Origin of the sequence: Streptomyces sp. H39-S7 (assembly GCF_027158205.1) — a bacterium.
GTDB lineage: Bacteria > Actinomycetota > Actinomycetes > Streptomycetales > Streptomycetaceae > Actinacidiphila.
The window spans coordinates 21,311-44,449 of record NZ_JAPVLU010000020.1 but is presented as its reverse complement, the minus strand read 5'-3'; the positions used below and the strand labels follow the sequence as shown (position 1 = coordinate 44,449).

At 69.1% G+C, this 23,139-nt stretch carries 22 protein-coding genes and 1 pseudogene; 7 read left to right on the top strand and 16 right to left on the bottom strand.

The window, feature by feature from the left end; translation table 11 throughout:
* Positions 1–21 precede the first annotated feature (21 nt).
* From O3X23_RS20580 to O3X23_RS20560, 5 genes are all read right to left on the bottom strand, one after another.
* Positions 22–762, bottom strand: coding sequence for a class F sortase (locus tag O3X23_RS20580; protein ID WP_269272914.1), 741 nt, complete (start codon positions 760–762; stop codon positions 22–24).
* A complete protein-coding gene (locus O3X23_RS20575; protein WP_198359516.1) occupies positions 759–1,538 on the bottom strand; it encodes a hypothetical protein in 780 nt (259 codons plus the stop codon). Before O3X23_RS20575 ends, O3X23_RS20580 begins: the two co-directional genes overlap by 4 nt.
* Positions 1,539–2,222: 684 nt before the next feature.
* Complete coding sequence (locus tag O3X23_RS20570; protein WP_269272913.1) at positions 2,223–4,508, bottom strand: heavy metal translocating P-type ATPase; 2,286 nt, start codon at positions 4,506–4,508, stop codon at positions 2,223–2,225.
* A gap of 259 nt (positions 4,509–4,767) precedes the next feature.
* Positions 4,768–5,034 carry a heavy-metal-associated domain-containing protein gene (locus tag O3X23_RS20565; RefSeq protein ID WP_269272912.1) on the bottom strand — a complete coding sequence of 89 codons (267 nt, stop codon included), beginning with the start codon at positions 5,032–5,034 and terminating at the stop codon, positions 4,768–4,770.
* A 110-nt stretch (positions 5,035–5,144) separates the two neighbouring features.
* Positions 5,145–5,426, bottom strand: a complete 282-nt coding sequence (locus O3X23_RS20560; RefSeq protein WP_269272911.1) for a metal-sensitive transcriptional regulator — start codon at positions 5,424–5,426, stop codon at positions 5,145–5,147.
* Between the two features lie 100 nt (positions 5,427–5,526).
* On the opposite strand from O3X23_RS20560, the gene O3X23_RS20555 reads away from it, so the two are divergent.
* Positions 5,527–6,972, top strand: coding sequence for an MFS transporter (locus tag O3X23_RS20555; RefSeq protein WP_269272910.1), 1,446 nt, complete (start codon positions 5,527–5,529; stop codon positions 6,970–6,972).
* 207 nt (positions 6,973–7,179) lie between these two features.
* Here O3X23_RS20555 and O3X23_RS20550 read toward each other — a convergent pair whose 3' ends face one another.
* The 6 genes from O3X23_RS20550 to O3X23_RS20525 form a co-directional block, all read right to left on the bottom strand.
* Positions 7,180–7,434, bottom strand: a complete 255-nt coding sequence (locus O3X23_RS20550) for a hypothetical protein (protein WP_269272909.1) — start codon at positions 7,432–7,434, stop codon at positions 7,180–7,182.
* Entirely contained in the window at positions 7,431–8,294 is an 864-nt protein-coding gene (lgt, locus tag O3X23_RS20545) for a prolipoprotein diacylglyceryl transferase (protein ID WP_269272908.1), read from the bottom strand. Before lgt ends, O3X23_RS20550 begins: the two co-directional genes overlap by 4 nt.
* Before the next feature lie 82 nt (positions 8,295–8,376).
* Entirely contained in the window at positions 8,377–9,297 is a 921-nt protein-coding gene (gene lnt, locus O3X23_RS20540) for an apolipoprotein N-acyltransferase (protein ID WP_269272907.1), read from the bottom strand.
* A gap of 2 nt (positions 9,298–9,299) precedes the next feature.
* On the bottom strand, positions 9,300–10,397 hold the full coding sequence (locus O3X23_RS20535; RefSeq protein ID WP_269273005.1) for an IS630 family transposase: 1,098 nt from the start codon (positions 10,395–10,397) through the stop codon (positions 9,300–9,302).
* A 20-nt stretch (positions 10,398–10,417) separates the two neighbouring features.
* Positions 10,418–11,074 (bottom strand): hypothetical protein, encoded by a 657-nt coding sequence (locus O3X23_RS20530; RefSeq protein WP_269272906.1) that lies wholly within the window; start codon positions 11,072–11,074, stop codon positions 10,418–10,420.
* A gap of 35 nt (positions 11,075–11,109) precedes the next feature.
* Positions 11,110–11,568 carry a hypothetical protein gene (locus O3X23_RS20525; protein WP_269272905.1) on the bottom strand — a complete coding sequence of 153 codons (459 nt, stop codon included), beginning with the start codon at positions 11,566–11,568 and terminating at the stop codon, positions 11,110–11,112.
* A 183-nt stretch (positions 11,569–11,751) separates the two neighbouring features.
* On the opposite strand from O3X23_RS20525, the gene O3X23_RS20520 reads away from it, so the two are divergent.
* Positions 11,752–12,417, top strand: a complete 666-nt coding sequence (locus O3X23_RS20520; protein WP_269272904.1) for a class I SAM-dependent methyltransferase — start codon at positions 11,752–11,754, stop codon at positions 12,415–12,417.
* A 320-nt stretch (positions 12,418–12,737) separates the two neighbouring features.
* Here O3X23_RS20520 and O3X23_RS20515 read toward each other — a convergent pair whose 3' ends face one another.
* Positions 12,738–12,998 carry a hypothetical protein gene (locus O3X23_RS20515; RefSeq protein WP_269272903.1) on the bottom strand — a complete coding sequence of 87 codons (261 nt, stop codon included), beginning with the start codon at positions 12,996–12,998 and terminating at the stop codon, positions 12,738–12,740.
* A gap of 394 nt (positions 12,999–13,392) precedes the next feature.
* On the opposite strand from O3X23_RS20515, the gene O3X23_RS20510 reads away from it, so the two are divergent.
* The 3 genes and pseudogenes from O3X23_RS20510 to O3X23_RS44220 all read left to right on the top strand — a co-directional run.
* Positions 13,393–13,776, top strand: coding sequence for a copper resistance CopC family protein (locus tag O3X23_RS20510; protein WP_269272902.1), 384 nt, complete (start codon positions 13,393–13,395; stop codon positions 13,774–13,776).
* 285 nt (positions 13,777–14,061) lie between these two features.
* The gene (locus tag O3X23_RS20505) at positions 14,062–15,405 is read left to right on the top strand and encodes a copper resistance D family protein (RefSeq protein WP_269272901.1); all 1,344 of its coding nucleotides are present in this window, start codon (positions 14,062–14,064) and stop codon (positions 15,403–15,405) included.
* A gap of 198 nt (positions 15,406–15,603) precedes the next feature.
* Positions 15,604–16,091, top strand: a pseudogene (locus tag O3X23_RS44220) (Tn3 family transposase); the annotation flags it as partial.
* A 39-nt stretch (positions 16,092–16,130) separates the two neighbouring features.
* Here O3X23_RS44220 and O3X23_RS20495 read toward each other — a convergent pair.
* Positions 16,131–16,538 carry a (2Fe-2S) ferredoxin domain-containing protein gene (locus tag O3X23_RS20495; RefSeq protein ID WP_269272899.1) on the bottom strand — a complete coding sequence of 136 codons (408 nt, stop codon included), beginning with the start codon at positions 16,536–16,538 and terminating at the stop codon, positions 16,131–16,133.
* Positions 16,535–18,529 (bottom strand): heavy metal translocating P-type ATPase, encoded by a 1,995-nt coding sequence (locus O3X23_RS20490; RefSeq protein WP_269272898.1) that lies wholly within the window; start codon positions 18,527–18,529, stop codon positions 16,535–16,537. The genes O3X23_RS20495 and O3X23_RS20490 overlap by 4 nt, the downstream gene beginning before the upstream one ends.
* Before the next feature lie 95 nt (positions 18,530–18,624).
* Here O3X23_RS20490 and O3X23_RS20485 point away from each other — a divergent pair, with 95 nt between their 5' ends.
* Positions 18,625–19,011 carry an ArsR/SmtB family transcription factor gene (locus O3X23_RS20485; RefSeq protein WP_269272897.1) on the top strand — a complete coding sequence of 129 codons (387 nt, stop codon included), beginning with the start codon at positions 18,625–18,627 and terminating at the stop codon, positions 19,009–19,011.
* A gap of 665 nt (positions 19,012–19,676) precedes the next feature.
* Here O3X23_RS20485 and O3X23_RS20480 read toward each other — a convergent pair.
* Complete coding sequence (locus O3X23_RS20480; RefSeq protein ID WP_269272896.1) at positions 19,677–20,420, bottom strand: hypothetical protein; 744 nt, start codon at positions 20,418–20,420, stop codon at positions 19,677–19,679.
* 611 nt (positions 20,421–21,031) lie between these two features.
* Between O3X23_RS20480 and O3X23_RS20475 the strand changes: the two genes are divergently transcribed.
* Positions 21,032–21,403, top strand: a complete 372-nt coding sequence (locus O3X23_RS20475; protein WP_269272895.1) for a BlaI/MecI/CopY family transcriptional regulator — start codon at positions 21,032–21,034, stop codon at positions 21,401–21,403.
* A 631-nt stretch (positions 21,404–22,034) separates the two neighbouring features.
* Here O3X23_RS20475 and O3X23_RS20470 read toward each other — a convergent pair.
* On the bottom strand, positions 22,035–23,066 hold the full coding sequence (locus O3X23_RS20470) for a C40 family peptidase (protein WP_269272894.1): 1,032 nt from the start codon (positions 23,064–23,066) through the stop codon (positions 22,035–22,037).
* Between the last annotated feature and the right edge of the window lie 73 nt (positions 23,067–23,139).

Sequence of the window (23,139 nt, the reverse complement as noted above, 5' to 3'; positions counted from 1 at the left end):
CCCATCATGGTCCTGCCCGTCCTACCTGACGGTGTCGGCGAGGGTGGCGAAGGCGACGATGTTGCCGAGGTAGGTGCGGGTTTTGGGATCCCAGTTGCCGCAGGTGATGAGGCGGAGTTGGGGCTGGTCGGCGGTGGTGGAGTAGACGTCCAGGGTGGGGAAATCGTCCTTGGGGAAGGCCCGCACCGAGTTGGTGATGAAGGCGGCGGCGGTGCCGTCGGTCCGGGTGACGGTGATGCGGGTGCCCGCTTTGAGGGCGCCGAGCCGGTAGAACACGGCGGGGCCGGTTTCCTTGGAGTCGACGTGGCCGAGGATGACGGAGGCGCCGAGCTGTCCGGGGGTGGGTGAGTTCTTGTACCAGCCGGCTTTCAGCGGCTTCCAGGGGACCTGGACAGTTCCGTCGGTGTTGCGGCCCAGGGCCAGCAGTGTGGTGTGGACGCCGATGGCGGGGATGTCCAAGGACACCGGCACGGATGCCGGGAGCACGTGGCCGGTTGACGGGCGCGGCGCCGGTTGGCCGGGCGGCTTGGGTGCGGTGGGGTGCGCAGCGGTGGCTGGTGCTGCCACGGCTGGGGGCTGGGGTGGCGGTGCCGACCCGCTGGAGACGCCGGTGAGGGCGACCGCTGCACCGGCTCCGGCCAGGGCCATTGCCGTGGCGAGTCCGATGATAGTGCGGCGGCGGGTGCCGCCCCCCGCCGGACGGGGGGCGGCGGCTTCGGGGTCCGGCTCGGGCCTGGTGCCGGGCCCGGTCCCGTCGGTCATCGCTGGGCTGCGGCGTTCCTGCGCCGCAGGATCAGGGTGCCGGCCAGTGCCGCGACCGCTGCGGCGCCCAGGCCGGTGGCGATCAGATCGGAGCTGTTGCCGCCGGCAGCGGCCTGGGTGGCTCCGTCACCGGTCCCCGCTCCCCCGGTGGGCATGGAGTTCAGGGCCCCGCAGATGGCGGGAGCGGTGGCTTCCTGGGGAAGCTTCGGGTCCAGTTCGCTGGCGCCCAGCACGCTGTCGTACTTGCCGTTGTGGTTGTAGTCGATGCCGTGCACGACGATCACCGCGTTGTTGGCCCGCACGGCGGCCGCCACATCCGGCGTCACGGTCATGGTGCGGGTGTAGTGGAAGGAGCCGGTGGACGGGAAGCGGTCGATGGCCAGCGCGCTGTTCGGGCTGGTGTCGCCCTTCGTGGTCAGGGACGTACCGATCGGCCCGTAGGCAGGCTGTCCGTCGGCCGTGCTGATGGCCTTGTGCCCGTTGTGGTCATGCGCCGCGTCGGCCTTCGGGCACTCGCCCGCGCCCTTGATGTGGATGTGCTGGGCGTGCGGGGAGGCGTCGAGCAGCTGGTTGGCAGTGACCGAGACGGTCGCCTGGTTGCCCGACAGGGTGACGGTGGCCATGCCGGATCCGTCGACCATGTTCGTGGCCACCGGGTCGAGGGTGGCCTGATAGTTCGCACCCCCGCTGGAGGACTGCGCCGATGCCACCGCCGGCAGCGCCAGCGGGATGGCGAACGCGGCTATACCCACCAGGGGGAGGAGAGTCTTGTTCATGGCTTGCTCCAAACGGAGCCCCGCGGCAGTCCGGTGCCGCATGGAATGCAGGGCTCCTGTGCCATAGGGAGGAATAGCGGCCGAAGAGGCTCTACCAAGGCCGCCGGGATCTACTCACACCCCATATTCGGACCTGACACCAGGAGCGGATGGGTCCGAATTTTACGAACGGGACAGTATGCCGGATTTTGTGGCAGCGGCGCATCAGGACGAGCAGCTCCCTGGTGGCAGTCCGGATCACGGCGGCGGGGGCCAGACGCCGCAGGCGGAAGCGGCCGGCATCGTTGTGCTTGACCGGTTCAGGAGCGGAGCAGGCTGGCGATGGCGGCGGGAGCTTCTGCGACTCTGGCATCGGCTTTCTGACAGCCCGCAGTGATGGCGTTGTCGACCCAGCGCTTGAGACGTTCGTCAAGGACGATCAGGGCCACGGATTGCAAGGCCGCAATTTAGTACAGATCCTGGTCAACCATGCGCTGCGCGCCGCGGACCTGTCCTTCGATACGGCGCAGGAGTTCGGTGGCGTCGTCCTCGTGGTTTCTGTATCCGGCGACGGTCGGTACCCCACCTCGTCGTCCGGGATTTTTCTCCAGCACCCTGGCCGGGGTGGCGCGTGCAGTAACGGGTTCGCACCCGGCGCCGCGGTTGCGGTGCTGGGTGCGACCGGCGCAGCGGTGCCCTCGGCCCCTATGCCAGGGTGCGGAAGTTGCGCAGGCGCAGGCTGTTGGTGATGACGAAGACGGAGGAGAAGGCCATGGCGGCTCCGGCGAGCATGGGGTTGAGGAGTCCGGCTGCGGCCAGGGGCAGGGCGGCGACGTTGTAGGCGAAGGCCCAAAACAGGTTGCCCTTGATGGTGGCCAGGGTGCGGCGGGCCAGGCGGATGGCGTCGGCTGCGGCGCGCAGGTCGCCGCGGACCAGGGTGAGATCGCTGGCTTCGATGGCGACGTCGGTGCCGGTGCCCATGGCCAGCCCCAGGTCGGCCTGGGCCAGGGCAGCGGCGTCGTTGACGCCGTCGCCGACCATCGCGACGACCTTGCCCTCGCCCTGGAGGCGGGCGATGACGTCGACCTTGTCCTTGGGCATGACCTCGGAGAACACCTGGCTGGGGTCGATGCCGACCTCAGCGGCGACCGATGCGGCGACGGTGGCGTTGTCGCCGGTGAGCAGGACGGGGGTCAGGCCCAGCTCGCGGAACTGCCGGATGGCCTGCGCGGAGGTGGCTTTGACGGCGTCGGCGATGACCAGGACGGCCCGGGCCTTTCCGTCCCAGGCAACCGCGACGGCCGTGCGACCCTGTGCTTCGGCGGCGGTTTTTGCCTCCTGCAGTGCGGGGGGCAGCTCCATCGCCCACTCGCGCAGCAACTGGGTGCGGCCGACCAGCACCGCGTGGCCGTCGACGATGCCCTGGACTCCGAGTCCCTCGACATTGGCGAAGCCCTCGACGCTGGGCAGGACTCCGGTGCGTTCGGTGGCGGCTCGGGCGATGGCGTGGGCGATCGGGTGCTCCGAGGCGTGTTCCAGAGCGCCGGCCAGGCGCAGGGCCTGGTTCTCGTCCTGGCCGTCGAGGGTGTGCATGTGCAGGAGGGTCATCTGTCCGGTGGTGACAGTGCCGGTCTTGTCCAGCACGATCGTGTCGACCTTGCGGGTGGATTCGAGGACTTCGGGTCCTTTGATGAGGATGCCCAGTTGCGCGCCGCGCCCGGTGCCGACCATGAGCGCTGTGGGGGTGGCCAGCCCCAGCGCGCACGGGCAGGCGATGATCAGGACGGCTACGGCCGCGGTGAAAGCGGCGGCGACGCCTCCTCCAGTGCCCCACCAAAAGCCGAGGGTGGCGATGGCCAGGGTGATCACAATGGGTACGAAGATGCCGGAGATGCGGTCGGCCAGCCGCTGGACCTCGGCCTTGCCGGTCTGTGCGTCTTCCACCAGGCGAGCCATCTGGGCGAGTTGGGTGTCGGCGCCGATGCGGGTTGCCCGTACGACGAGGCGGCCGCCGACGTTGATGGTCGCGCCGACGACGCTGTCGCCGGGGCGGACGTCGACGGGCACGGATTCACCGGTCAGCAGGGAGGTGTCCACCGCGGAGGTGCCGTCGTCGATCTCGCCGTCCGTGGCGATCTTCTCGCCGGGCCGGACGACGAACCGGTCCCCGACGGCGAGCTGTTCCACCGGGATGCGTTCCTCCCGGCCCGCGCGCAATACGGCGACATCGCGGGCGCCGAGGTGGAGCAACGCGCGCAGGGCCGCGCCGGAGCGCCGCTTGGAGCGGGCTTCGAAGTAGCGGCCGGCCAGGATGAACGTGGTTACCCCTGCAGCGGCTTCGAGGTAGATGTTCGCCGCCCCGTCGGTCCGGCTGATGCCGAGGCTGAACGCGTGGGTCATCCCCGCCATCCCGGCGGTGCCCCACAGCAGTGCGTACAGGGACCAGCCCAAGGCTGCGAGGGTGCCCATGGAGACGAGGGTGTCCATGGTGGAGGTGCCATGCCGCAGGTTGGTGAAGGCCGCCTTGTGAAAGGGCCACGCACCGTACGCGACGACCGGCCAGGCCAGGGCCAGGGAGATCCACTGCCAGTTGGTGAACTGCCAGGCCGGGACCATCGCCATCGCGATGACGGGAACCGACAGCACGGCCGAGATCAGCAACCGGTCCCGCAGCCCCCTGATCCGCCCGCTGTCCTCGTCGTCCGGCTCGGGTGGCTGTGCCCGCCCCGGATCGGGTGGCGGAGCGGGCAGCTCGGCAGTGTACCCGGCGGCTTCGACCTGGGCGACGAGGTCCTGGGGTGCGATAGCGATGCCGTCACCGAAGCTGATCTTGGCCTTCTCGGTGGCGTAGTTGACGGTCGCGGTCACGCCGTCCAGTTTGTTCAGCCGCTTCTCGATGCGCATGGCACATGAGGCGCAGGTCATTCCGCCGATCACCAGCTCAACGCTGGCCGCCTGGTGTGCCGGGAGAGTCTCGATGCTCGTAGCCATCACAGTGCTCCTTGATCGTCATATGTGAGCGTCCGGGCCGGGGCACGCCCGATAAGCCCGTGGGAGAGGAACTCTCAGTGAGAGGCGCCGCCATGGCCGACGCGCTTACTGGGGGCGGGTAGTGGTTGTGGCTGACACACCGGCGAGGAGGGTGGACCGCCGGGAAGGTTCGGACCGTTCGGGCGCCGGCCGCTGCCCTGAGGGCGATTCTGTGGTGGCGGGACGAGCAACCGGCTGGTCGCCCGTCCCGACCCGTGCGTCAGTGGCAGGTGCCGCAGCAACTGCCGGAGCGCTCCTTCGGCACGGAAGTGACCGTGTAGCCGGCCTCCTCCACCGCTGCGGCGACGGCAGCGTCATCGAGCGGCTTGTCGGCGCCCACCGTCACCTGCGCGGTGGCCAGATCGACGTGGACGCTCCGGACACCGGGCACCTTGGTGACCTCTTCGGTGACGGAGGAGACGCAATGCCCGCAGGTCATGCCGGTGACGGTGTAGGTGGCCGTGACGGTAGACGTGGTCGCGCTCATGGGAACCTCCGATTTGTCGGTGCGGCCGCCGGCTCGGCGCCGTCGACCAGGACCCCAATATACCCCCAGGGGGTATAAACTCAAGAGATCGCCTCCTCTGCGGGTAGCCACTAGGAGCGCACCAGGCGGGCGATGGCGGCAGCGGCTTCCTCCACTTTCGCGTTGGCCTCCTCGCCGCTGCGGCTCGCCGCCTCGACCAGGCAGTGCCCCACGTGATCGGTCAGTAGGCCCAGAGCGACCGCCTGCAGTGCCTTGCTGGTGGCGGCGACCTGAGTGAGGACGTCGATGCAGTACACGTCCTCGTCGACCATGCCCTGCAGCCCGCGGACCTGGCCTTCGATGCGGCGCAAGCGGGAAAGGTAGGCGTCTTTGTCCTTGACGTATCCGTTCATGACGGCAGCTTCCTTCTTCGTGCGGACTAGCCGGGAATACCCCTGGGGGGTATGTTGCTCTCATTCAAAGATACCCCCCTCCGGTATAGGAGCACCTGCCATGCCCACCCCACCCATCGCTCATCCGCGCCGCTGGACGGCGCTCGCGCTGATCGCCCTGGCCCAGTTCATGGTGATCATGGATACGTCGATCATCGGCGTGGCCCTCCCTGAAATGCAGGGTGACCTCGGGTTCTCCCAGGAGAACCTGTCGTGGGTGTTCAATGCCTACGTCGTGGCTTTCGGCGGCCTGCTGCTGCTCGGCGGCCGACTGTCCGACCTGTTCGGCGCCAAGAGGCTCTTCACCGTTGGATGGATCGTGCTTGCCGTCGGCTCGCTGACCGCCGGAATCGCCGGCGAGGTCTGGGTCGAGTTGTCCGGACGCGCTCTGCAGGGGATCGGCGCCGCGTTGATCGCACCGTCCGCCCTGACCCTGCTGATGATGCTGTTCGGCTCCCGCCCCGCGGAACTGGCCAAAGCCTTCGCCCTCTACGGCGCGGCCGCCCCGGCGGGCGGCACCGCCGGCGTCTTCCTCGGTGGGGTCATCACCCAGTACGCCAGCTGGCCCTGGGTGTTCTACATCAACATCCCCATCGCTCTGATCGTCCTGGCGATTACCCCGAGCGTCATGCCTGCGGCTCCTGCCCGTCGCGGCTCGGTCGACCTCGCGGGCGCCGTCACGGTCACGGCCGGCCTGGCCACCGCTGTCTACGCCGTTGTCCGCGCCCCGGAGACCGGATGGGGATCGGTCCGGACCTGGCTGGTCCTGTTGGCGGGAGTGGCATTGATCGCCGCGTTCATCGCCATCCAGTCCAAGCGGAAGGAGCCGCTGATGCGCCTGGCCATCTGGCGCGCCCCCAACCTGGCCGGCGCCAACATCGCCCAGCTGCTGACGGCCGCCGCCTGGATCCCCATGTGGTTCTTCCTCAACCTCTACCTGCAGCAGGTGCTCGGACTGGGCGCGTTCGCCTCCGGCTCCGCGCTGCTCCCCATGACCGTCGCCATCATGATCATGATGATCGTCCTCGCGCCGCGACTGATCGCCCGCTTCAGCCCCAAGCCCTTGATCGTCGCTGGGCTGTTCACGCTGGCCGTCGGCATGGTCTGGCTGTCCTTCGCCCGCGCGGACGGCACCTTCTGGGTCGACGTCCTGCCCGCGTCCCTGCTGGCGGCCGTCGGTATGTCGCTGGCCTTCATCCCTTCCCTGGGGACCGCCCTGTCCAGTGCCCGCCCAGAAGAAGGGGGCCTGGCCGCGGGCATCGTCAACACCAGCTACCAGGTCGGTTCCGCACTCGGTCTCGCCGCCATGACCGCGCTGGCCGCTGCCCACGGCGCCCGGCAGCTCGACAACCCCACCGCTCTCACCAACGGATTCTCCGCCGCATTCCTCGGTGCGGCGGCCCTCGCCGCCGCAGGCGCACTCGCCTCCCTGCTCACCCTGCGCAGCTCACCTACGACGAGCGCATCGCAGGCTGCCGAAGAGGCCGAGACGCCCGCCACAGCCTGACGCGGCACCTCGAACTGCGACTGCTCCTCATGCCGCCGGACGCGGACCGACGTCGCCGTCCGGCGGTCCAAGCAAGGGGGTAGCCATCAGGAGACGGAGCCGCAAACCCCCAGTCCAGGTCCAGCGCTCAGGCGCGTGCGCAGCTGGGACACCGACGGAGGGCATGTCGCCGATCCTCGAGTGCGGGCGGGCGGATAGTGCCGTCAGCTACTTCGCATCCATTACCCCGGCCGCCCATAGTCCGACGACGGCTGCAACGATGCCCCCCGCGAGGTAAAAGGCCGAGTGGCCTCCTGGGAGGGCCTCCAGGCTGCTGAACTCCTCGATCCAGTTCACGACGAGAACCACGACGCTCAGGACGAACAGAGTCCACCCCAAGATCCGGGACGGCATAGGCCGAGTGTGCACCCTGCCGATTTTGATCTTGGTGCTCCTCGTGCTGGCCACTTGCCTGTCGTTCATGCGCTCGTCCTCTCCTCGGCGGGGGCTGCTGTCCGGACGCCGACGTCTGCCACATCCTCTTGGCCCGGGTGCAGCCGGGACGAGATCACGAGGTAGGCGATGGCACCGGCGAACACGGCGATCGATGTCCAGTCGTTCAGGCGCAGGCCGAGGAAGTGGTGGGCTTCATCGATCCGCAGGTACTCGATCCAGAACCGGCCGACGGTGTACGCAGCGGCATACAGGGCGAAGGTGCGGCCATGGCCGAGACGGAAACGGCGGCCGGCCCAGATGGCCAGGAGGGCCACACCGAGGTCCCAGAAGAACTCGTAGAGAAACGTGGGGTGGTAGGTCGCTACGTCCAGACTTCCGGGCATCCGGTGCAGCGGACTGATCTCCAGACCCCACGGCAGGGTAGTGGGCTTTCCATACAGTTCCTGGTTGAACCAGTTGCCCCAGCGGCCCAGCGCCTGGGCGACGGCAAGTCCCGGAGCCACCGCGTCGGCGTACGCAGGAAAGGACACGCCCAGCCGCCGGCAACCGATCCAGGCCCCCACGCCGCCGAGCACCACGGCCCCCCAGATTCCAAGACCCCCCTGCCAGATGTACAGCGCCCGGATCGGATCCCCTCCCCGGCCGAAATAGGCGTCGGGGCTGGTGATCACGTGGTCAAGACGTCCGCCGACGAGGCCGAAGGGCACGGCCCAGATAGTGATGTCCCCGATCGTGTGCCGACTGCCGCCGCGCGCCACCCAGCGACGGTTGCCGATCCACAGCGCGACCGCCACGCCGACGATGATGCAGAAGGCATAGGCCCTCAAGGGGAAGGGGCCCAGGTGGATCACGCCGGTCGGCGGGCTGGGCAGGTAAGCGAGCTGCATGCCCCGAGTATAAACGTATCAGCTAAGTAGATTAGTAAATGGTTGGCCATGGTCGATCAGGGCGGCACGGCTCGGACGGTTGTCAGCCAGCGCCAAGGCGTGTCAAAGGAGCATCCCGCACGGAGGGCGTACTGGCGCCGCGATGCCGGCGACCCGGACGGCGGACGAGCCCCGCCAGCGCAAGGGCTGCGAGCAGAGCCTCGGGCCACGCGCCCAGACGCTCCGCGAGCGTGTGGCCGTCGGCCAGTGGGACCCGCTCCACCAGGTAAGCACTTCGCCAAGTACCCGCACGGTCGATGACCGTCCCGCCCGGGGCGACAATGGCGCTGACGCCGCTGGTGGATGCCAGCGCGACGCTCCGCCCGAACTCGATGGCCCTGATCCGGGCCATCGCAAGCTGCTGCTCGGACTGACCTGCCTGCAGACCACGCTCATACGTCGCGTTGTTGGTCTGCACAACGAGGAGGTTCGCGCCGGCCCGCACGGCGTCACGGACGAGCCCGTCATTGGCGACCTCGTAACAGATGACGTCCCCCAGGCGGATCGCCCCGACCTTCAGTGGCGCCTGCGAGGTGCCGGGAGCGAAATCGCGAGGGATCAACTGCAGGGAGCCGAGGCCACCGAGCAGGCTGCGGGCGGGAATGTACTCGCCGAAAGGGACCAGTTGTCGCTTGGCATAGGAGGTGACAGGACCCTGGCCGGGGATCCACAGCTGACCAGCGTTGTAGGACCTGCCGTCCGGGCCGTCCAGGATCGCCCCTATGAGGAGCGGGCCGTCGAGGACCCGAACGGAGTCGGTGACCAGCGCCCCCAGGGTGAGATCGTGTGTCGGATCACTATCAAGAGAATTCTCGGGCCACAGCGTGATGTCGGGTCGCTCCACTTTTCCCCGGCGCACCGCCGCTGCCAGCAGTGCTGTCTCCGAGGCGGTGTTCTGCGCCACGCCGCGCACGCGCGCCTGCTCGGCCAGGGTGCGTTCCCGTTCCACATTCCCCTGGACCACGGCTAGTGTCCTGCGCCAGAGATCCGTCGGCAGAAACGGGCGAGGGAGTCGAGGATCTCTTCCGCTGTCTTGGTCCAGATGAACGGCTTGGGGTCCTCGTTCCAGTTCTTCACCCAGGCGCGGATGTCGGCTTCGAGGTTTTGGACGTTCTTGTGGGCGCCCCGGCGGATCATCTGGTCGGCCAGGAAGCCGAACCATCGCTCGACCTGGTTGATCCACGAGGATCCGGTCGGGGTGAAGTGCATCTGGAACCGGGGGTGTTTGCTGAGCCACGTCCTGATCGCCGGAGTTTTGTGCGTGCCGTAGTTGTCCACGATCAGGTGCACCTGCAGGTGCGCGGGCACCTCCTTGTCGATGCAGATAAGGAACTTCTTGAACTCCGCCGCCCGATGTCTGCGGTGCAGGGCGCTGATGACCTGGCCGGTGGAGACATCGAATGCGGCGAACAAGGTGGTCAATCCGTTGCGGACGTAGTCGTGAGTACGGCGCTCAGGCATGCCCGGCATTATCGGCAACACCGGCTGGGACCGGTCCAGCGCCTGAATCTGGGACTTCTCGTCCACCGAGAGAACCACGGCGCCCTCGGGCGGGTTGAAGTACAGTCCGACGACGTCGTAGACCTTCTCCACGAACAACGGGTCGGTCGACAACTTGAACGTGTCCGTCAGGTGCGGCTTGAGTTGGAACCTCCGCCAGATCCTGCCAACCGTGGACTTCGACAGACCACTGTGGTCCGCCATCGACTTCCGCGACCAGTGAGTGGCGTTCTTCGGAATCTCCTCCAAAGTCGCGACCACGACCGCCTCCACCTGACCGACATCGATCGTGGGCGGCCGGCCCGGCCGGGGCTCATCGACCAGACCGTCCAGCCGGTCGACGAGGAACCGCCGCCGCCACTTGCGAACGGTGTCCGCGCTCACCCGCAGATCCCGGGCAACCGTAACGATCGGCGGTACCTCCGGCCCTGCGCACGCCAGCACGATCCGCGCGCGCAAGGCCAGGGCCTGGGCCGATGTCGCCCGACGCGTCCATCGCTCCAACGCCGCCCGCTCATCCGCGCACAGCAGTAACGGCTCCAGTTTCGGGCCCCGACGAGGCAGCGATGCACCAGCAGTAGAAGTCACACAGCATCTAACGAGCAACTACTGGCGCAGGACACTAGCACGGCGCTGTTCCCGGCGCCGCTCTGGCCGGGAAGGGCGAGGGGTGGGGCGGCTATCGCGATGACGACACAACAGGCCGTGGCCAACACCGCGGGCCGCCTGGTGCGCAGCGTCACCGCACCGTAGACCAGAAGAGAGCCGAACAGGGCGGTGATGAACGACAGAAACGGCGCACCGCCGACTGCGGCCCACGCGGCATAAATCGCATCGGCCTGACTGAAGGCCACCTTGCCCCATGGAAAGCCGCCCAACGGCGCCCGGCTGCGAAGGGCCTCCACCTCCACCCACCACGCGGCCGCGTACAGCGGCCACGCTCTCGCGGACAGAAGCCTTGGCAGTGCCGTCGCCGCCAGCGCGAAGATCAAAGACTGGGCGGCGGTGAGCGCAAGCCACGGCAGAAGATCGAGGTTGGCCAGCCAGGCGATCAGCGGGCCGAAGAACGCCAGCCCGAAGACGAGACCTGCGATGAAGGCCGGCCGCTTCGGGTGACCCCGTACGGCAAGGATGAGCAGCATCGGCCCGAGCGGAGCGAGGAACCACATCCCAATGGGCGGGAAGCTGGCATAGAGCGCCAACCCACCAACAGCAGCCAGCACCGACTCGCGCGTGGACACGGCATGTTTCCATTGGCCTGCCATGAAGCTCCGACTCATGAAGGCAGTGCGCACGCGTTCGCGGTGCGGATGCGCCGGACGAACGCGTGGCCCAAGAGCGCCAGCGACGCGACCGCCAGTACCGGCTGGACAGGTGCGAAGTAGGACAGTGCCCCGCTCACGCCGAGAGCCAGGACGACGAGTTTGTTGCAGATGGGGCAGCCCACGGCAAAGGCCGATAGGACGCCCGCGCTCAGCGCTCGGGCAGTTCGCGGGCGTGTGGGAGCTGCGGGCGCCTCAGCCTCGGTCGGCTCGCCCGCCCGAACGTAGGTCGCTACCAACAGCCCCTCCAGCACGGAACTCAGCAGCCACACGGGGTAGTTCCACCACAGAACCGGAGTCATCCGCGTGTACAGGGACGTGCGAATGATTCCGGTCGGCACGCCGATGACAATCGCCGCGACGACGGCAACCACGAGGGCGACAGCCCAGCGGCGCGCAGGCCAGGTGCGCATGCGTGACTCCTCAGGACAATGGCCGCCGGCCGCTACGAGGTCTGCCGGGGAGCGGACGAGCGCCGGCCGACAGCGGACCCTCATCGTATTCTACGAATCAGTTTAGTAGCAACCTTCGCTACCGGTCTAGGCTGACCTGCATAAGAGCCCTGGCAATGGCCGGGCGGCAAGAAGGGCGTCAGGATGTCGGAGCACGAGGGGGAGCTGGCCGAGGCCCAGCGCGAACACTGGCAGCAGACCTACGGCCAACACCCGGGCATGTACGGCAAGGAGCCGTCCGAGGCGGCCGTCCACGCTGCCGACATCTTCCGGGCCGCCGGCGCCCGCGCCGTGCTGGAGCTGGGCGCCGGGCACGGCCGCGACGCGCTGTACTTCGCCCGCGAGGGCTTCACCGTGCTGGCCACCGACTTCAGCCCGCTCGGCCTGGAGCAACTGCACGAGACCGCCACCGCCCAGGGCACGGCGAAGCGGGTCACCACCGCGGTGCACGACGTGCGCGAGCCGCTGCCGCTCGCCGATGGCTCGGTCGACGCGGTGTTCGCGCACATGCTCCTGTGCATGGCCCTGTCGACAAGGGAGATCCACGCCCTGGTCGCCGAGGTCTGCCGAGTGCTGCGGCCTGGCGGCGCCTTCGTCTACACCGTCCGGCACACTGGCGACGCCCACTACGGCGCGGGCGTCGGGCACGGCGACGACATCTGGCAGCAGGGCGGCTTCGCCGTCCACTTCTTCCCGCGCGACCTCGTCGACGCCCTCGCCGATGGCTGGAACCTGGACGAGGTGCACGCCTTCGAGGAGGGCGGTCTGCCGAGGCGGTTGTGGCGCGTCACTCAGACCCTGCCTCAGTGAGCGCCGCCCGCCCCCGGCGGCGGACCTGGTGGTCGACGGCGCCGGCCTGCTGTGCGTCACCCTGCTGCCGCGTCTAGATGCGGACCTGCCGCCTGGACGAGGCTTCGCTGCGGGAACAGTTGAACGATTGCGGCTTCATGAACCGGCTACTGGACCGGGGTATGGCGTCGACAATCGATCGCCCGTTCACGAAGTTCGTCCGCGGGTCTTGGCCGCATTGAGGGCGGAGAACCGGCGTCTCCGCGAGGACGTCGCACTCCCGCAGGAGCCTCGGCCCGCCAGAAATGGTCCAGTGTGGCCGAGTCCGGCTCACAACTGCGTCACTTGTCCTCCTGCTTCACCTCGAAATGATTGCTGTACGCCACGGCAACCATCTGGTCTTCCTCGTGGAACGACAACAGCTGCTGCTGTACGGCGAGCAGCAACCGTACTTCTGCACGCAGCCGATCGATCTCCGCCTGGAGACCTTCGGGCTCTGCGGAGCCGGTCGCCTGCAGCGTGCTCCGCATCATGAACCACATCGCCAGGCCCATGCCGAGGGGGCACCCCAGCAAGAGCATCGGGTAGACGAAGTGGGGCATCGGGACCTCCGGCGGGGCGCGGCAAACTACAGTGCATCTACTAAGTAGCTTAGGGCAAGTGGCGGCTTGGCGTCAGGGGGCAGCGCAGGGTGGCCAGAATCCACGATCAGGGTGATCGCACGCCGGTGACCGAACCCCCGGCGATCGTCGACCTCCATTGCCCTGAGGGCTGGCAGCCGCACGCCGCCGGCGCGCAGCGCGGCACGGGCGTAGCAGCAGGCGAAGACGAAGCGGCGCATCACTTGGACGAAGGAGACGGCTGCGAGCGGGAAGGGCACACCTCGGCCGCGGCTGTCCGCTTCTGGGCTTGTCGTCGACCAACTACCCCGGGGCATCGTCGGCGGCCGTTGCGCCTACGCTGCTTAGGAGAGCTTGGGCGGGTGATGCTCGCGTGATGGGGCCGACGCAGGAGGACGTTCTGAACGGCAAGGTGGGTGCTCCTCGGTGGGGCATGGGGCACGCGCGGCGACGCTTGGGCGTGGTACTGGCCGGCGTTGCGGTGGTGTTGATGCTGGGGGTGGGGTTCGCTCCAGCGGCCTCGGCGCATGCGTCGCTTCTCTTTACGACGCCGTCCGTGGGCAGCAGTGTGGCGGCGGCGCCGTCCTCCCTGACGTTGATCTTCGATCAGCGGGTGACATTGTCGGGCCGTGCAGTGCGGATCGCTAGGTCTGATGGGGCGCAGCGCGAGGTCGGGTCCGTGGTTCTCGGCAGTGGCGGGAGCGTGGTGACCGCTGCGGTGCCAGGGCAGTTGCCGTCCTGGGTGTACACGGTGACCTGACAGGTCCTTGCCCAGGACGGAGACGCGGTGACCGGAAGTTACCAGTTCGCGGTTGGGCCCTCTGCTCAAGGCGCCCTGTCGGCGGGTGGTCTGGGATCTGCGGCCACGTCGGGCCGGAGCACGACGATGGTGCTGCGGTGGGTTCTGTTCGCCGCACTGGCGATGGTCCTTGGCGAGGCTGTCGCGGTTCGGTGGGGGCGTCGTGCATTGCCCGGCGGGGGTCGGCTGCCGCCCCGGTGGGCGTTGTTTGCGGCTGTGACCGGGCTTGGGGCTGCTCTGGGCTTGGTGGCGGTGATCGTCGGGGACGGCAGCATGCTGTCCGCTGTGACGGATCCGGCGCTGGGCCAGCTGGACAGCCGTCCCGGCGTCCTGGCGCTGTTCGAGACAGGGGCGTTCACCGCGGGCGGGCTGGTGGGGTGGAGGTGGCCGGGCTGGGTGTGGGTGCCGGTGTCGGTGGTGGTGGTCGCGGAGGGTCTGCGGGCGCATCCGCAGGCGTTCCTCCCGGGCTGGGGCGCACTGGCGGCGACAGTGCATCTGGGTGCGGCGGCGGTGTGGGTGGGCGGATTGGTGTACGTGGTGCGGTGCGCGGTGTGTTGGCGGTCCGCGCCGGCTGCGGGCTGGGCGGTGCTGGGTTCGTACGCCCGGCTGGCGGCCTGGCTGTTCGCCGCCGTGGTGACCACGGGAGTGGTGTCGGCGCTGGTGGTCGTTCCGCTGTCGTCGGTCACCTCGACCGGGTACGGGCGCTGGCTGCTGGTGAAACTCGGCCTGGTGGCGGCGGTGTCGGGGTGCGCGCTGGCGGGGCGGTGGCGGCTTCGCCGCCGGGAGGGATCGGTGCCGGTGCGTGTGGTGCGGGCCGAGGCAGGGCTGCTAGTGGCGGTGCTGGGGGTGACCGCGGTGCTGGGTGCGTCGGCGCCGCCGCGGCAGGGTGGGGGCACGTTGCTGGTCGCGCCGCCGGCGACCGGGCCGGTGGTCCAAGTGGGTGCGCGTACGGGGGAGATCGGTGTGAGCGTAGCGGCGAGTGACGGCCAGGTAGTGCTGCAGTTGACGGCGCCGGGTTCGGACGCGCCGGGGGCTGACGCCGGGTACCGGCTCTCGGCGACGCTGGCCGATCCGGCCAGTGCGACGCGCACGCTGCGGGTACGCGGGTGCGGAGTGGGCTGCTTCGTGGCGCCGGTCGCCTGGGGGAAGGGCACCAGCCACCTGACGTTGCGGGTGGCGGCGAATGGGTGGCAGGGGGGTACGGCGTCGGTGGCCGTGCCGTGGCCGGCCCATCCCGATCCCGAGGCGTTGGAGCGCCTCGCGAGAGTCCTAAGCGGCACCGGAACGCTCACAGTCTATGAGCGGGTGACCAGCGATACCACGCGTGGCCTGGGCATTCCTCACTCCCTCACGCCGACGGGGAAGCAGTTTCTGACCAGCGAACCGTACAGCGGCGGCCGCGCGGCGAGTGTGAACACCGTGCCCGGCTCGGACGGGACCACCACAGTGTTGCTCGGCTACCCGGCAGGGCAGACCCAGATCGAACTCACCGTCGGCGCGGATGGGCGCCCGCAGCGCGAGACGCTGACCGCACCCAACCATCTGGTGACCCGGACCTTCATTTACCCGGAGAGGGACGAAGAGTCGTGACGCCCCGTGTATGCGCGCCGCGGTGGTGCTTCTGGTGGTCGTGGCCGCGGTGATCGAGGTGTTCGCAGTCCGGGGCCTGTGAACGGCTGAGGCCGGCAGCAAGGCGGTGATCGAGACCCGCACGGTCCATCCGGCGGCCGAGCGCCCTGCGGCACTGGTCCTGGGCGACACCACGCTGTCCGGGAAGCTCCTCTCCACGGCGGACCGGCGTCCAGCCAGGTCCGCGCCTGCGACCTGCTGCGGAGTCGGCCGCGAGGGCCGCCCCACCTCGTTCGCCGGGTGCGGGCGGATCGTCAAGCCGGAGCATCTGCTGAGCGTCGTCGACCCGATCGACGACACCTGCCCTCGGCAGATGAACCGCCTGCTGACCGTGCAGGAGATTCGCCACAAGCGAGCCCACCAGGGTGTCACGACAAGCGCGTCACCATCCACCAGGCGTACCGGGACGGCAGGTCAGACCAGCTCCGCTGGCTCTGGTCCTGAACGCCGTGGTACATCGACGCCGCCGTCGCCCAGCGGCGCGCGGGGACAGCCGCGAGATTCGTGACGCGGACATCGCCCGGCTGTCCCCGCTCAAGCACCGCACCCTCATCCTGGGCCGCTACAGCTTCACCGCCTCCACCGGCCGCGGCCTGCGCCCGCTGCGCGACCCGGATGCGGTTGCGCTCGATGACGAAGAAGAGTGAGCGGGCAGCCGGATGCGACAGCACCCCGGCGGGGGCCGGTCAGTCTTCGAGTTCGTGGCGGACGCGTCGGGACGGGCTGAACGTGTAGAGGTCGAGGATGCCGGGTGGGTCGGCGAGGCCGGGGCCGCCGTTTTCGACCCAGGTGGTGATGTCGGCAGCGGCGTCGGGGTCGTTGACCTGTCCGAGCCAGACGGGCCGTCCGCCGGCTGTGCGGCCTTCGGCGGAGGGTTGGATGACGATGACGTTGGCGCGCTCGCACGCGTCCAGGCAGTCGGCACGGCGGACCATCGCCACCCCGGCGAGCGAGGTGCGCAGGTCGGTGAGCTGCGCTTCATGGTCCAGACGGGGGACCTTCTGTGCTGTGCCGCAGCAGCAGCCGCGGCAGACGGTGACGGTGGGTCGGACCGCCCCCATTTCGGGGGCTGCCTTCTTGCGGCGTCGGCTCACCGCGCGTCCTGGGCGGCGCGGTCCCAGGCTCCGTCGCGCAGCAGACGCAGGCCGTTGAGCCCGACGATGACGGTCGACCCCTCGTGGCCCAGCACGCCGAGAGGCAACGGCAGATGGCCCATCAGGTCCCAGATGACCAGGCTGGAGATGAACACGGCGGCGATGACCAGGTTCTGCACCACCAGGCGGCGTGCCGCGCGCGAGAGGGCGATGACCTTGGGGACGGTGGCGAGTTCGTCGCGGACGATGACGGCGTCGGCGGTTTCCAGGGCGAGGTCGGAGCCGGCACGCCCCAGGGCAATACCGGTGTGGGCGGCGGCCAGGGCGGGGGCGTCGTTGACGCCGTCACCGATGACCAGCACCTTGCGGCCGCGGGACTCCAGGCGGCGCACCGCCTCGACCTTGTCCTGCGGCAGGAGGCCGGCGTGTACGTCGTCTGCGGTGATCCCGACCTCGGCGGCCAGGCGGGCGGCGGCGCGCGGGTTGTCGCCTGTGACCAGCATCGGGGTGCTGCCGGTCAGTATGGCCAGGGAAGCGACCGTGGTTGCGGCGTCAGCGCGCAGGCGGTCTGCCATGCCCAGCACCCCGACCGGGACGCTGTCGCGCAGGACCAACACCGCGGTGCGGCCTCCGTGTTCCAGCTCGGCCGCGACCTCGGCGGCGCGAGCCGCGAGGGTGTCGTCGTTGTCGGCGAGGAGCCGTGCAGGGGCGCCGACTGCAAGCGTGTGCCCGTCGATGGTGGCGGTGACGCCGACACCGGGGGCGGAGGTGAAGTCCCGCGTGTCCGCGATGGCCAGTCCGCGGGTGCGCGCTGCGTCGACGACCGCGCGGGCCAAAGGGTGTTCGCTGGGGTGCTCTGCGGCGGCGGCCAGCGCCAGCAGGGCGTCCTCGGCCAGGCCGGAGCCGGTCAGAGGGCGGATGTCGGTGACCCGAGGGGTGCCCTCGGTCAGGGTGCCGGTCTTGTCGAGCGCGACCGCGTCGACCTGCCCGAGACGCTCCATGACGACGGCGGACTTCACCAGGACGCCGTGCCGTCCGGCGTTGGCGATCGCCGACAGCAGTGGTGGCATCGTCGCCAGAACCACCGCGCACGGCGAGGCCACGATCATGAAGGTCATCGCCCGCAGCAGCGAGACCGTCAGGTCCGCGCCGAACGCGAGGGGGATCAGGAAGACGGCCAAGGTCGCGAAGACCATGCCCAGGCTGTAGCGCTGCTCGACCTTCTCGATGAACAGCTGGGTGGGCGCCTTGGTCTTGGAGGCTTCCTCGACCATCGCCACGATCCGGGCGACCACCGAGTCCGAGGCGTCCCGCTCGACCTTGACCCGCAGGGCGCCGGTGCCGTTCAGCGTGCCGGCGTACACCTCGTCCCCCGTCTCCTTCGCTACCGGCAGCGGCTCGCCAGTGATGGTGGCCTGGTCCACCTCGCTGGCCCCGTCCACAACACGGCCGTCCGCGCCTACCCGTTCTCCGGGGCGGACCAGGATGGTGTCTCCGACCACCAGGACCTCGGTGGCGACCGTCGACTCGCTCCCGTCATCGGCCACGCGGGTGGCGCTGGCCGGGGCGAGGTGGAGCAGACCGCGCACCGCGTCCTGGGTGCGGGCGGTCGCCAGGGCTTCCAGGGCGCCGGAGGTGGCGAAGATGACGATCAGCAGCGCGCCGTCCATCACCTGCCCGATCGAGGCCGCGCCGATCGCGGCCACGATCATCAGCAGGTCCACATCCAGGGTCTTCTCCCGCAGCGCCGTCAGCCCGGCCCAGGCCGGTTCCCAGCCGCCGGTGACGTAGGCGGCGGCGTACAGCGGACCCCATACCCAGGTGGGTGCCGCGCCAGTCAGCTGGAGCGGCAGCGCGATCAGGAACAGCACCAGCGCCGCGGCGGCCCAGCGAGCCTCGGCCAGCGCGAACACCTGGGTACGCCGCTTCTGCGCCGTACGCGAAGCGGCCGGGGCTGGCCGTTCGGGCCGCTGGAGCAGGTCGGAAGGCATGACAAAACAACCCTTCAGGGCAGAAAGAAGGCGACACGTCCACCGTACAGGAACATCTGAACAGGTCTTCACATTTGGCCGGTAGGATGAGCGCTATGGGTCACGGAGCCGACGACAAGAACCACGCCACCCCCCGCGAACGTCTGGACGCGGCGGGGGCCACCGACATCGCCGCCACCCTCCAGGCCCTGGCGACCCCATCGCGGCTGTACATCCTGGCCCGCCTTCAGGAGGGCCCCTGCGCGGTCGGCGACCTCGCCGAGGCCGTGGGCATGGAAGCTTCCGCCTGCTCCCACCAGCTCCGCCTGCTGCGCAACCTCGGACTCGTCACCGGAGAACGCCGGGGGCGATCCATCGTCTACGCCCTCTACGACAACCATGTCGCCGAGCTACTGGATCAGGCCCTCTTCCACGTCGAGCACCTGCGGCTCGGTATGCGCGATGCCCCCGCTGCTGAACGCGCGGCGCCGGCCCGGCAGTAGGCGACTACGGCCCCAAACTCGCGGACCCCTTGGAAGGGATCCGGCTCTTCGCGGCCTCCAGTGCCCTTTCTGCATGCGCGATCAACGAGCCCCCTCACGATGATGGAGACGGTGTCGGCGAGCCATGCCACCGTGGTCGCGGTCCTGCATTCCAGGCCGGCTGTGCAGAGGGCAACCAGGGATAGGGGTGGCGGCCCAACCCGACGCCAGCAAGATCGCGAAGCCTACGGTGGCCCCCGTTGCCCCACATCAGAGCGGTATCGACGCTGCGGCCGAGGGGCCGTTCCCATTACGGTCCGCGCTAGCGATCGAGGAGCTGCCGGCCCTGGACGACTCGGTTGTCGCAGTCGTGATCCCGCTGCTCCACGCCCCGAGGGTCCTTGTGCGATAACCGCGGAGCGCCCGTTGGTGATGGGCGGGGGCCGGCCGCCGCGCTCCCCCAGCCCAGCCAGCCCCTTAAGCGGCTGGCTGCTTCCTCGTCGTACTGCGGTCGGCACAACGGTTGGTGGCCGACAGCGCGACGCCCTGAAGTCCGGGACAGCTGGCTGAGCTCGTGGTCGTGGTCGCGCCTTGGGAGGAGACCCAGCAGCTGCATGCCGCCCGGCGGTGACCGCAGCGGCGACAGCACGGGCGGGCCACCGCGGCCGCACTGGCCCGACTGCTGGCTACTCGCCCGACGGGAACTCGTAGGAGGAGGGCACCTTCGCCGAAGCATCGGCGGCCCCGTAGACGAGGGTGATCTCCCGGTGCGCGGTCAGCTCGATCGACGCCGGGTCCCCGGCCACCTTCTTGCCGTCCGCGTAGGCTGTCAGCTGCTTGCCGCTACCGACCTTCAGGCCGCCGACCTGCTGGGCGTCCAGCTTCACGGCCCACTCGTCGAACAGCTGGCCCAGGATGTAGCGGCGGTGCGCGGGGGCCTCGATGTGCACCACTCCGGACGCATCGTGCGTGTGCAGCTCCGACATCGCCCGTGCGGCCTGGTCGACCCCCAGGTTTGCCGGTACCGGCACCGGCTTGCCATCGACGATCACATCCAAGTGCGCATGGAAGTGGTTCACAGTGCCCTCCATCGCAGACACCTTCATTCCCGCCGCTTTCGCACCGGCCGAAGCGTCCGCCGGAGCTGCCCACGGCGGCAGCGCCGTCGCACTACCGAACGTGACCGGTGCCGGCAGCGGCCCGCTCGCCTTCGCGTCGCTCGCGCCCGAGCCGCCGTTCGCCACCACCGCCCACGCCACGCCCCCGATCAAGGCCGCACCGATCACGCCCACGCTGGATATGAAGGTCGCGCGGCGCCGCCGTTCCTTGCGGGCCTCGGCGGCACGCGCGGCCGCAACCCGCTCCCGGGCGGTGTGCTTTGCGGAATTCCCGCCGCTGCCGGCTGTGGGCCTCGGGTTCTTGCCGGCCATGGGCACCTCTCCTCGTCTGTGGCGTTCCGGACTTACACTACGCCGATCTTACTAAGGATATTAGTTGAGTGCCCGAGGTGGCATTCACCCGCGAATGACGGCGACGCACCGCGGGCGGCCCCGTCGCGCACCATCCTCGGTAAACGAACTTGCCAAGTAACTAAAGAACCTCTCCGCGGGCCAGTCTTCATAGTGGCGCACGAGGCCATGTCCCGTGCTGGCGTGCCCCGTGGTTATGGGCGTCTTGATGTGGTTCATGAGGCGCGGCGGTAGGAAGCCAGCACCCGAACAGCCCGACATCGGGCGGCGACCTGACTCGGCTCCAGGCGGAGATCGACCAGCTGCGCGCCGCCCAGCGCAATGCCGACGCCGAGCAGGTGCGGCCACCGGACTCCAAGCACCTGCAACCGAGGTGGGATCCAAACCGGAATCCGTTCCGCTGGCGCGGATGTCCGGCGACTGTCCGGAACCTGCCGCCAGGCATCGGAAACCGGCGGTTGCGGCCACAGCCGGTGCCCGGACATGCCACCCGGCCGGAGACCGCCTTTCGGGCCCACCGTCTCCTAGACGGCTTAGGATGAGAGCGGCAGTGGGGCGATACGGGAGGTGCCATGCCGCATTTCGGCGATCTGGAGGCCGCGATCATGGGCGCGGTCTGGGCCACCGACGGACCCGTTTGCGTTCGGGACGTCCTCGAACGGCTCGACCGAGAGCCAGAGCCCGCCTACACCACGGTCCAGACCGTGATGGACATCCTTTACCGCAAGGGCTGGATGACCCGCGCCAAGCGCGGCCGCATCAACTTCTACGAGGCCATCGCCAGTCGCGAGGACTACGTGGCCGGGCTGATGAACGAGGCGCTGGCGGTCGCCGACGACCGTACGGCGATGCTGGTGAAGTTCGTGGAGGGCATGGAGCCACACGAGAGCGCCGCCCTGCGCCAATTGCTCAACACCGCGAAGACCGAGGAGTCCGCGCGGTGAGCGCGGCGCTCATCCTCCTCGTTTGTGCCGCGTAGCTCGCCTTCGCGGCCTGCGGTTTGCTCTCCGGTGGGGGCTGGACCGCCCGCGCCCCCGGCTGGGCATCATCGCCTGGCAGACACCCGTAGGGCTGCGGGCGTATCGAACAAGCCCGCATCTGCGTCTCGTCGGCGGCTGCTTCACGCCTCACGCCGCCCCTGTCCAAGCTGACGCTGAAGGCCGCCCGGGAGATCACGGCGCACGCCCCGCGCCGCCGGGTCCTCTTCATCGGGTTCGAAATGAAGCGGCTGGGGCGCGCTGCGGCAGAGCCCACCGCCCTGGCGGACCCCCAACGCCGGACAAGCCTTCATCCGGGCTCCGTACCGAAGGCTTACCGAATCCGATCCACCCGCGACTCCTAGTTCCAGGTCGGAGCCACGCCAACGCCCAGCGCACTTTCTCGACAGAGGAGGCGGTTTCGTTGGGGCCTCAGCCCCCCTCGAACCGATTCGCCCACGGCTGAGGGAAACCTCACCAGCGAGCTGCTGAGCACGATACGAGCTACCGCCGGCCAGGACGGGTGATGCGGCCGAGCTAACCGAGGGTCGGAGCACGGGACAACTGGCCTATCAGTGGCTTCCCGGCGGTGTGGCGATCAGGGGCGGATGGCTCCGGCGTACGGCATCGTACTGACCCCGGCGATTTCCACGTTCTTGCCGGTGCGGGGGGCATGGATCATCTTTCCGCCGCCGATGTATATACCGACGTGGTGGATGTCGGAGTAGAAGAACACCAGATCGCCCGGCTGCAGATCGGCCTGGGCGACCTGTCGGCCCGACCCGTACTGATCTTGCGATGTACGGGGCAGCGACACCCCGGCAGCCCTCCACGCCCCGCCGGTCAAGCCGGAGCAGTCGAAGGAACTCGGCCCCGTGGCACCCCACTGATAGGGCTTCCCGAGCTGCGCGTACGCGAAGTCCAGCGCGCTGCGGGCCCGTCCGCTCGCGGGTCCCGTGTAGTTTGCCGGCTTGTCACTGCTTCCCAATGCCTTGGACTGGGCCTTCTCCTGGGCCTTGAGCTTCGCCCGGTCCTTCGCGGTGAGACTGTTGAGGAGGGAGCGGGCCTGGGCCAGCTTCCCTTGGACCTCTGTCTTCTTCGCGGACAGGTCCCGGCGCTTTTGCTCCACTGCGATCAACTTCTGCGTTGCGGCGGCGCGTTCCACGGCTACTTGACGTTGTTTAGCCTCCAGCTCGCTCAATACGGACGCCTGGCGGCCGCTGACCCGGTCCACCATTTCGGCCTGCCCGAGAAAGGCATCGGGATTGCTGGAGAGCATGAGCTGCATGGTCGGGTCGATACCCCCGTTGCGGTACTGCGCAGCAGCCAGCGGCCCGATCTCGTCGCGCAGGCGGTTGATGTCCTCCTGCTGCCGGGCGACTCGGCGCGAAGCCTGTTCCGCCTGCGCCTGCGCGGTCTTTTCCTGCGCGAGGATCCCGTCGTACTGCTCGGTCGCCGCCTCGGCCTGCTCGTACAGCTTGTCGACCTGCTGACGCACCACGTCCACCGAGGGCTTCGGCTCGGCCTGCCCCGGGGAGGGAATGAGGCTGAGGGCACCTGCCGCGATGGTCACCGCGGCGATCCGGCTGTGGGCGGTCGATTTCGCTTTCGGTCGGCGGTGCGTTCCCATGCTGCGACAACTCCTTGGCTCGCCCGTGCGGGCGGGTCGGTTCTGTCACCGCCACTGCGGCGTCGGTGCATTG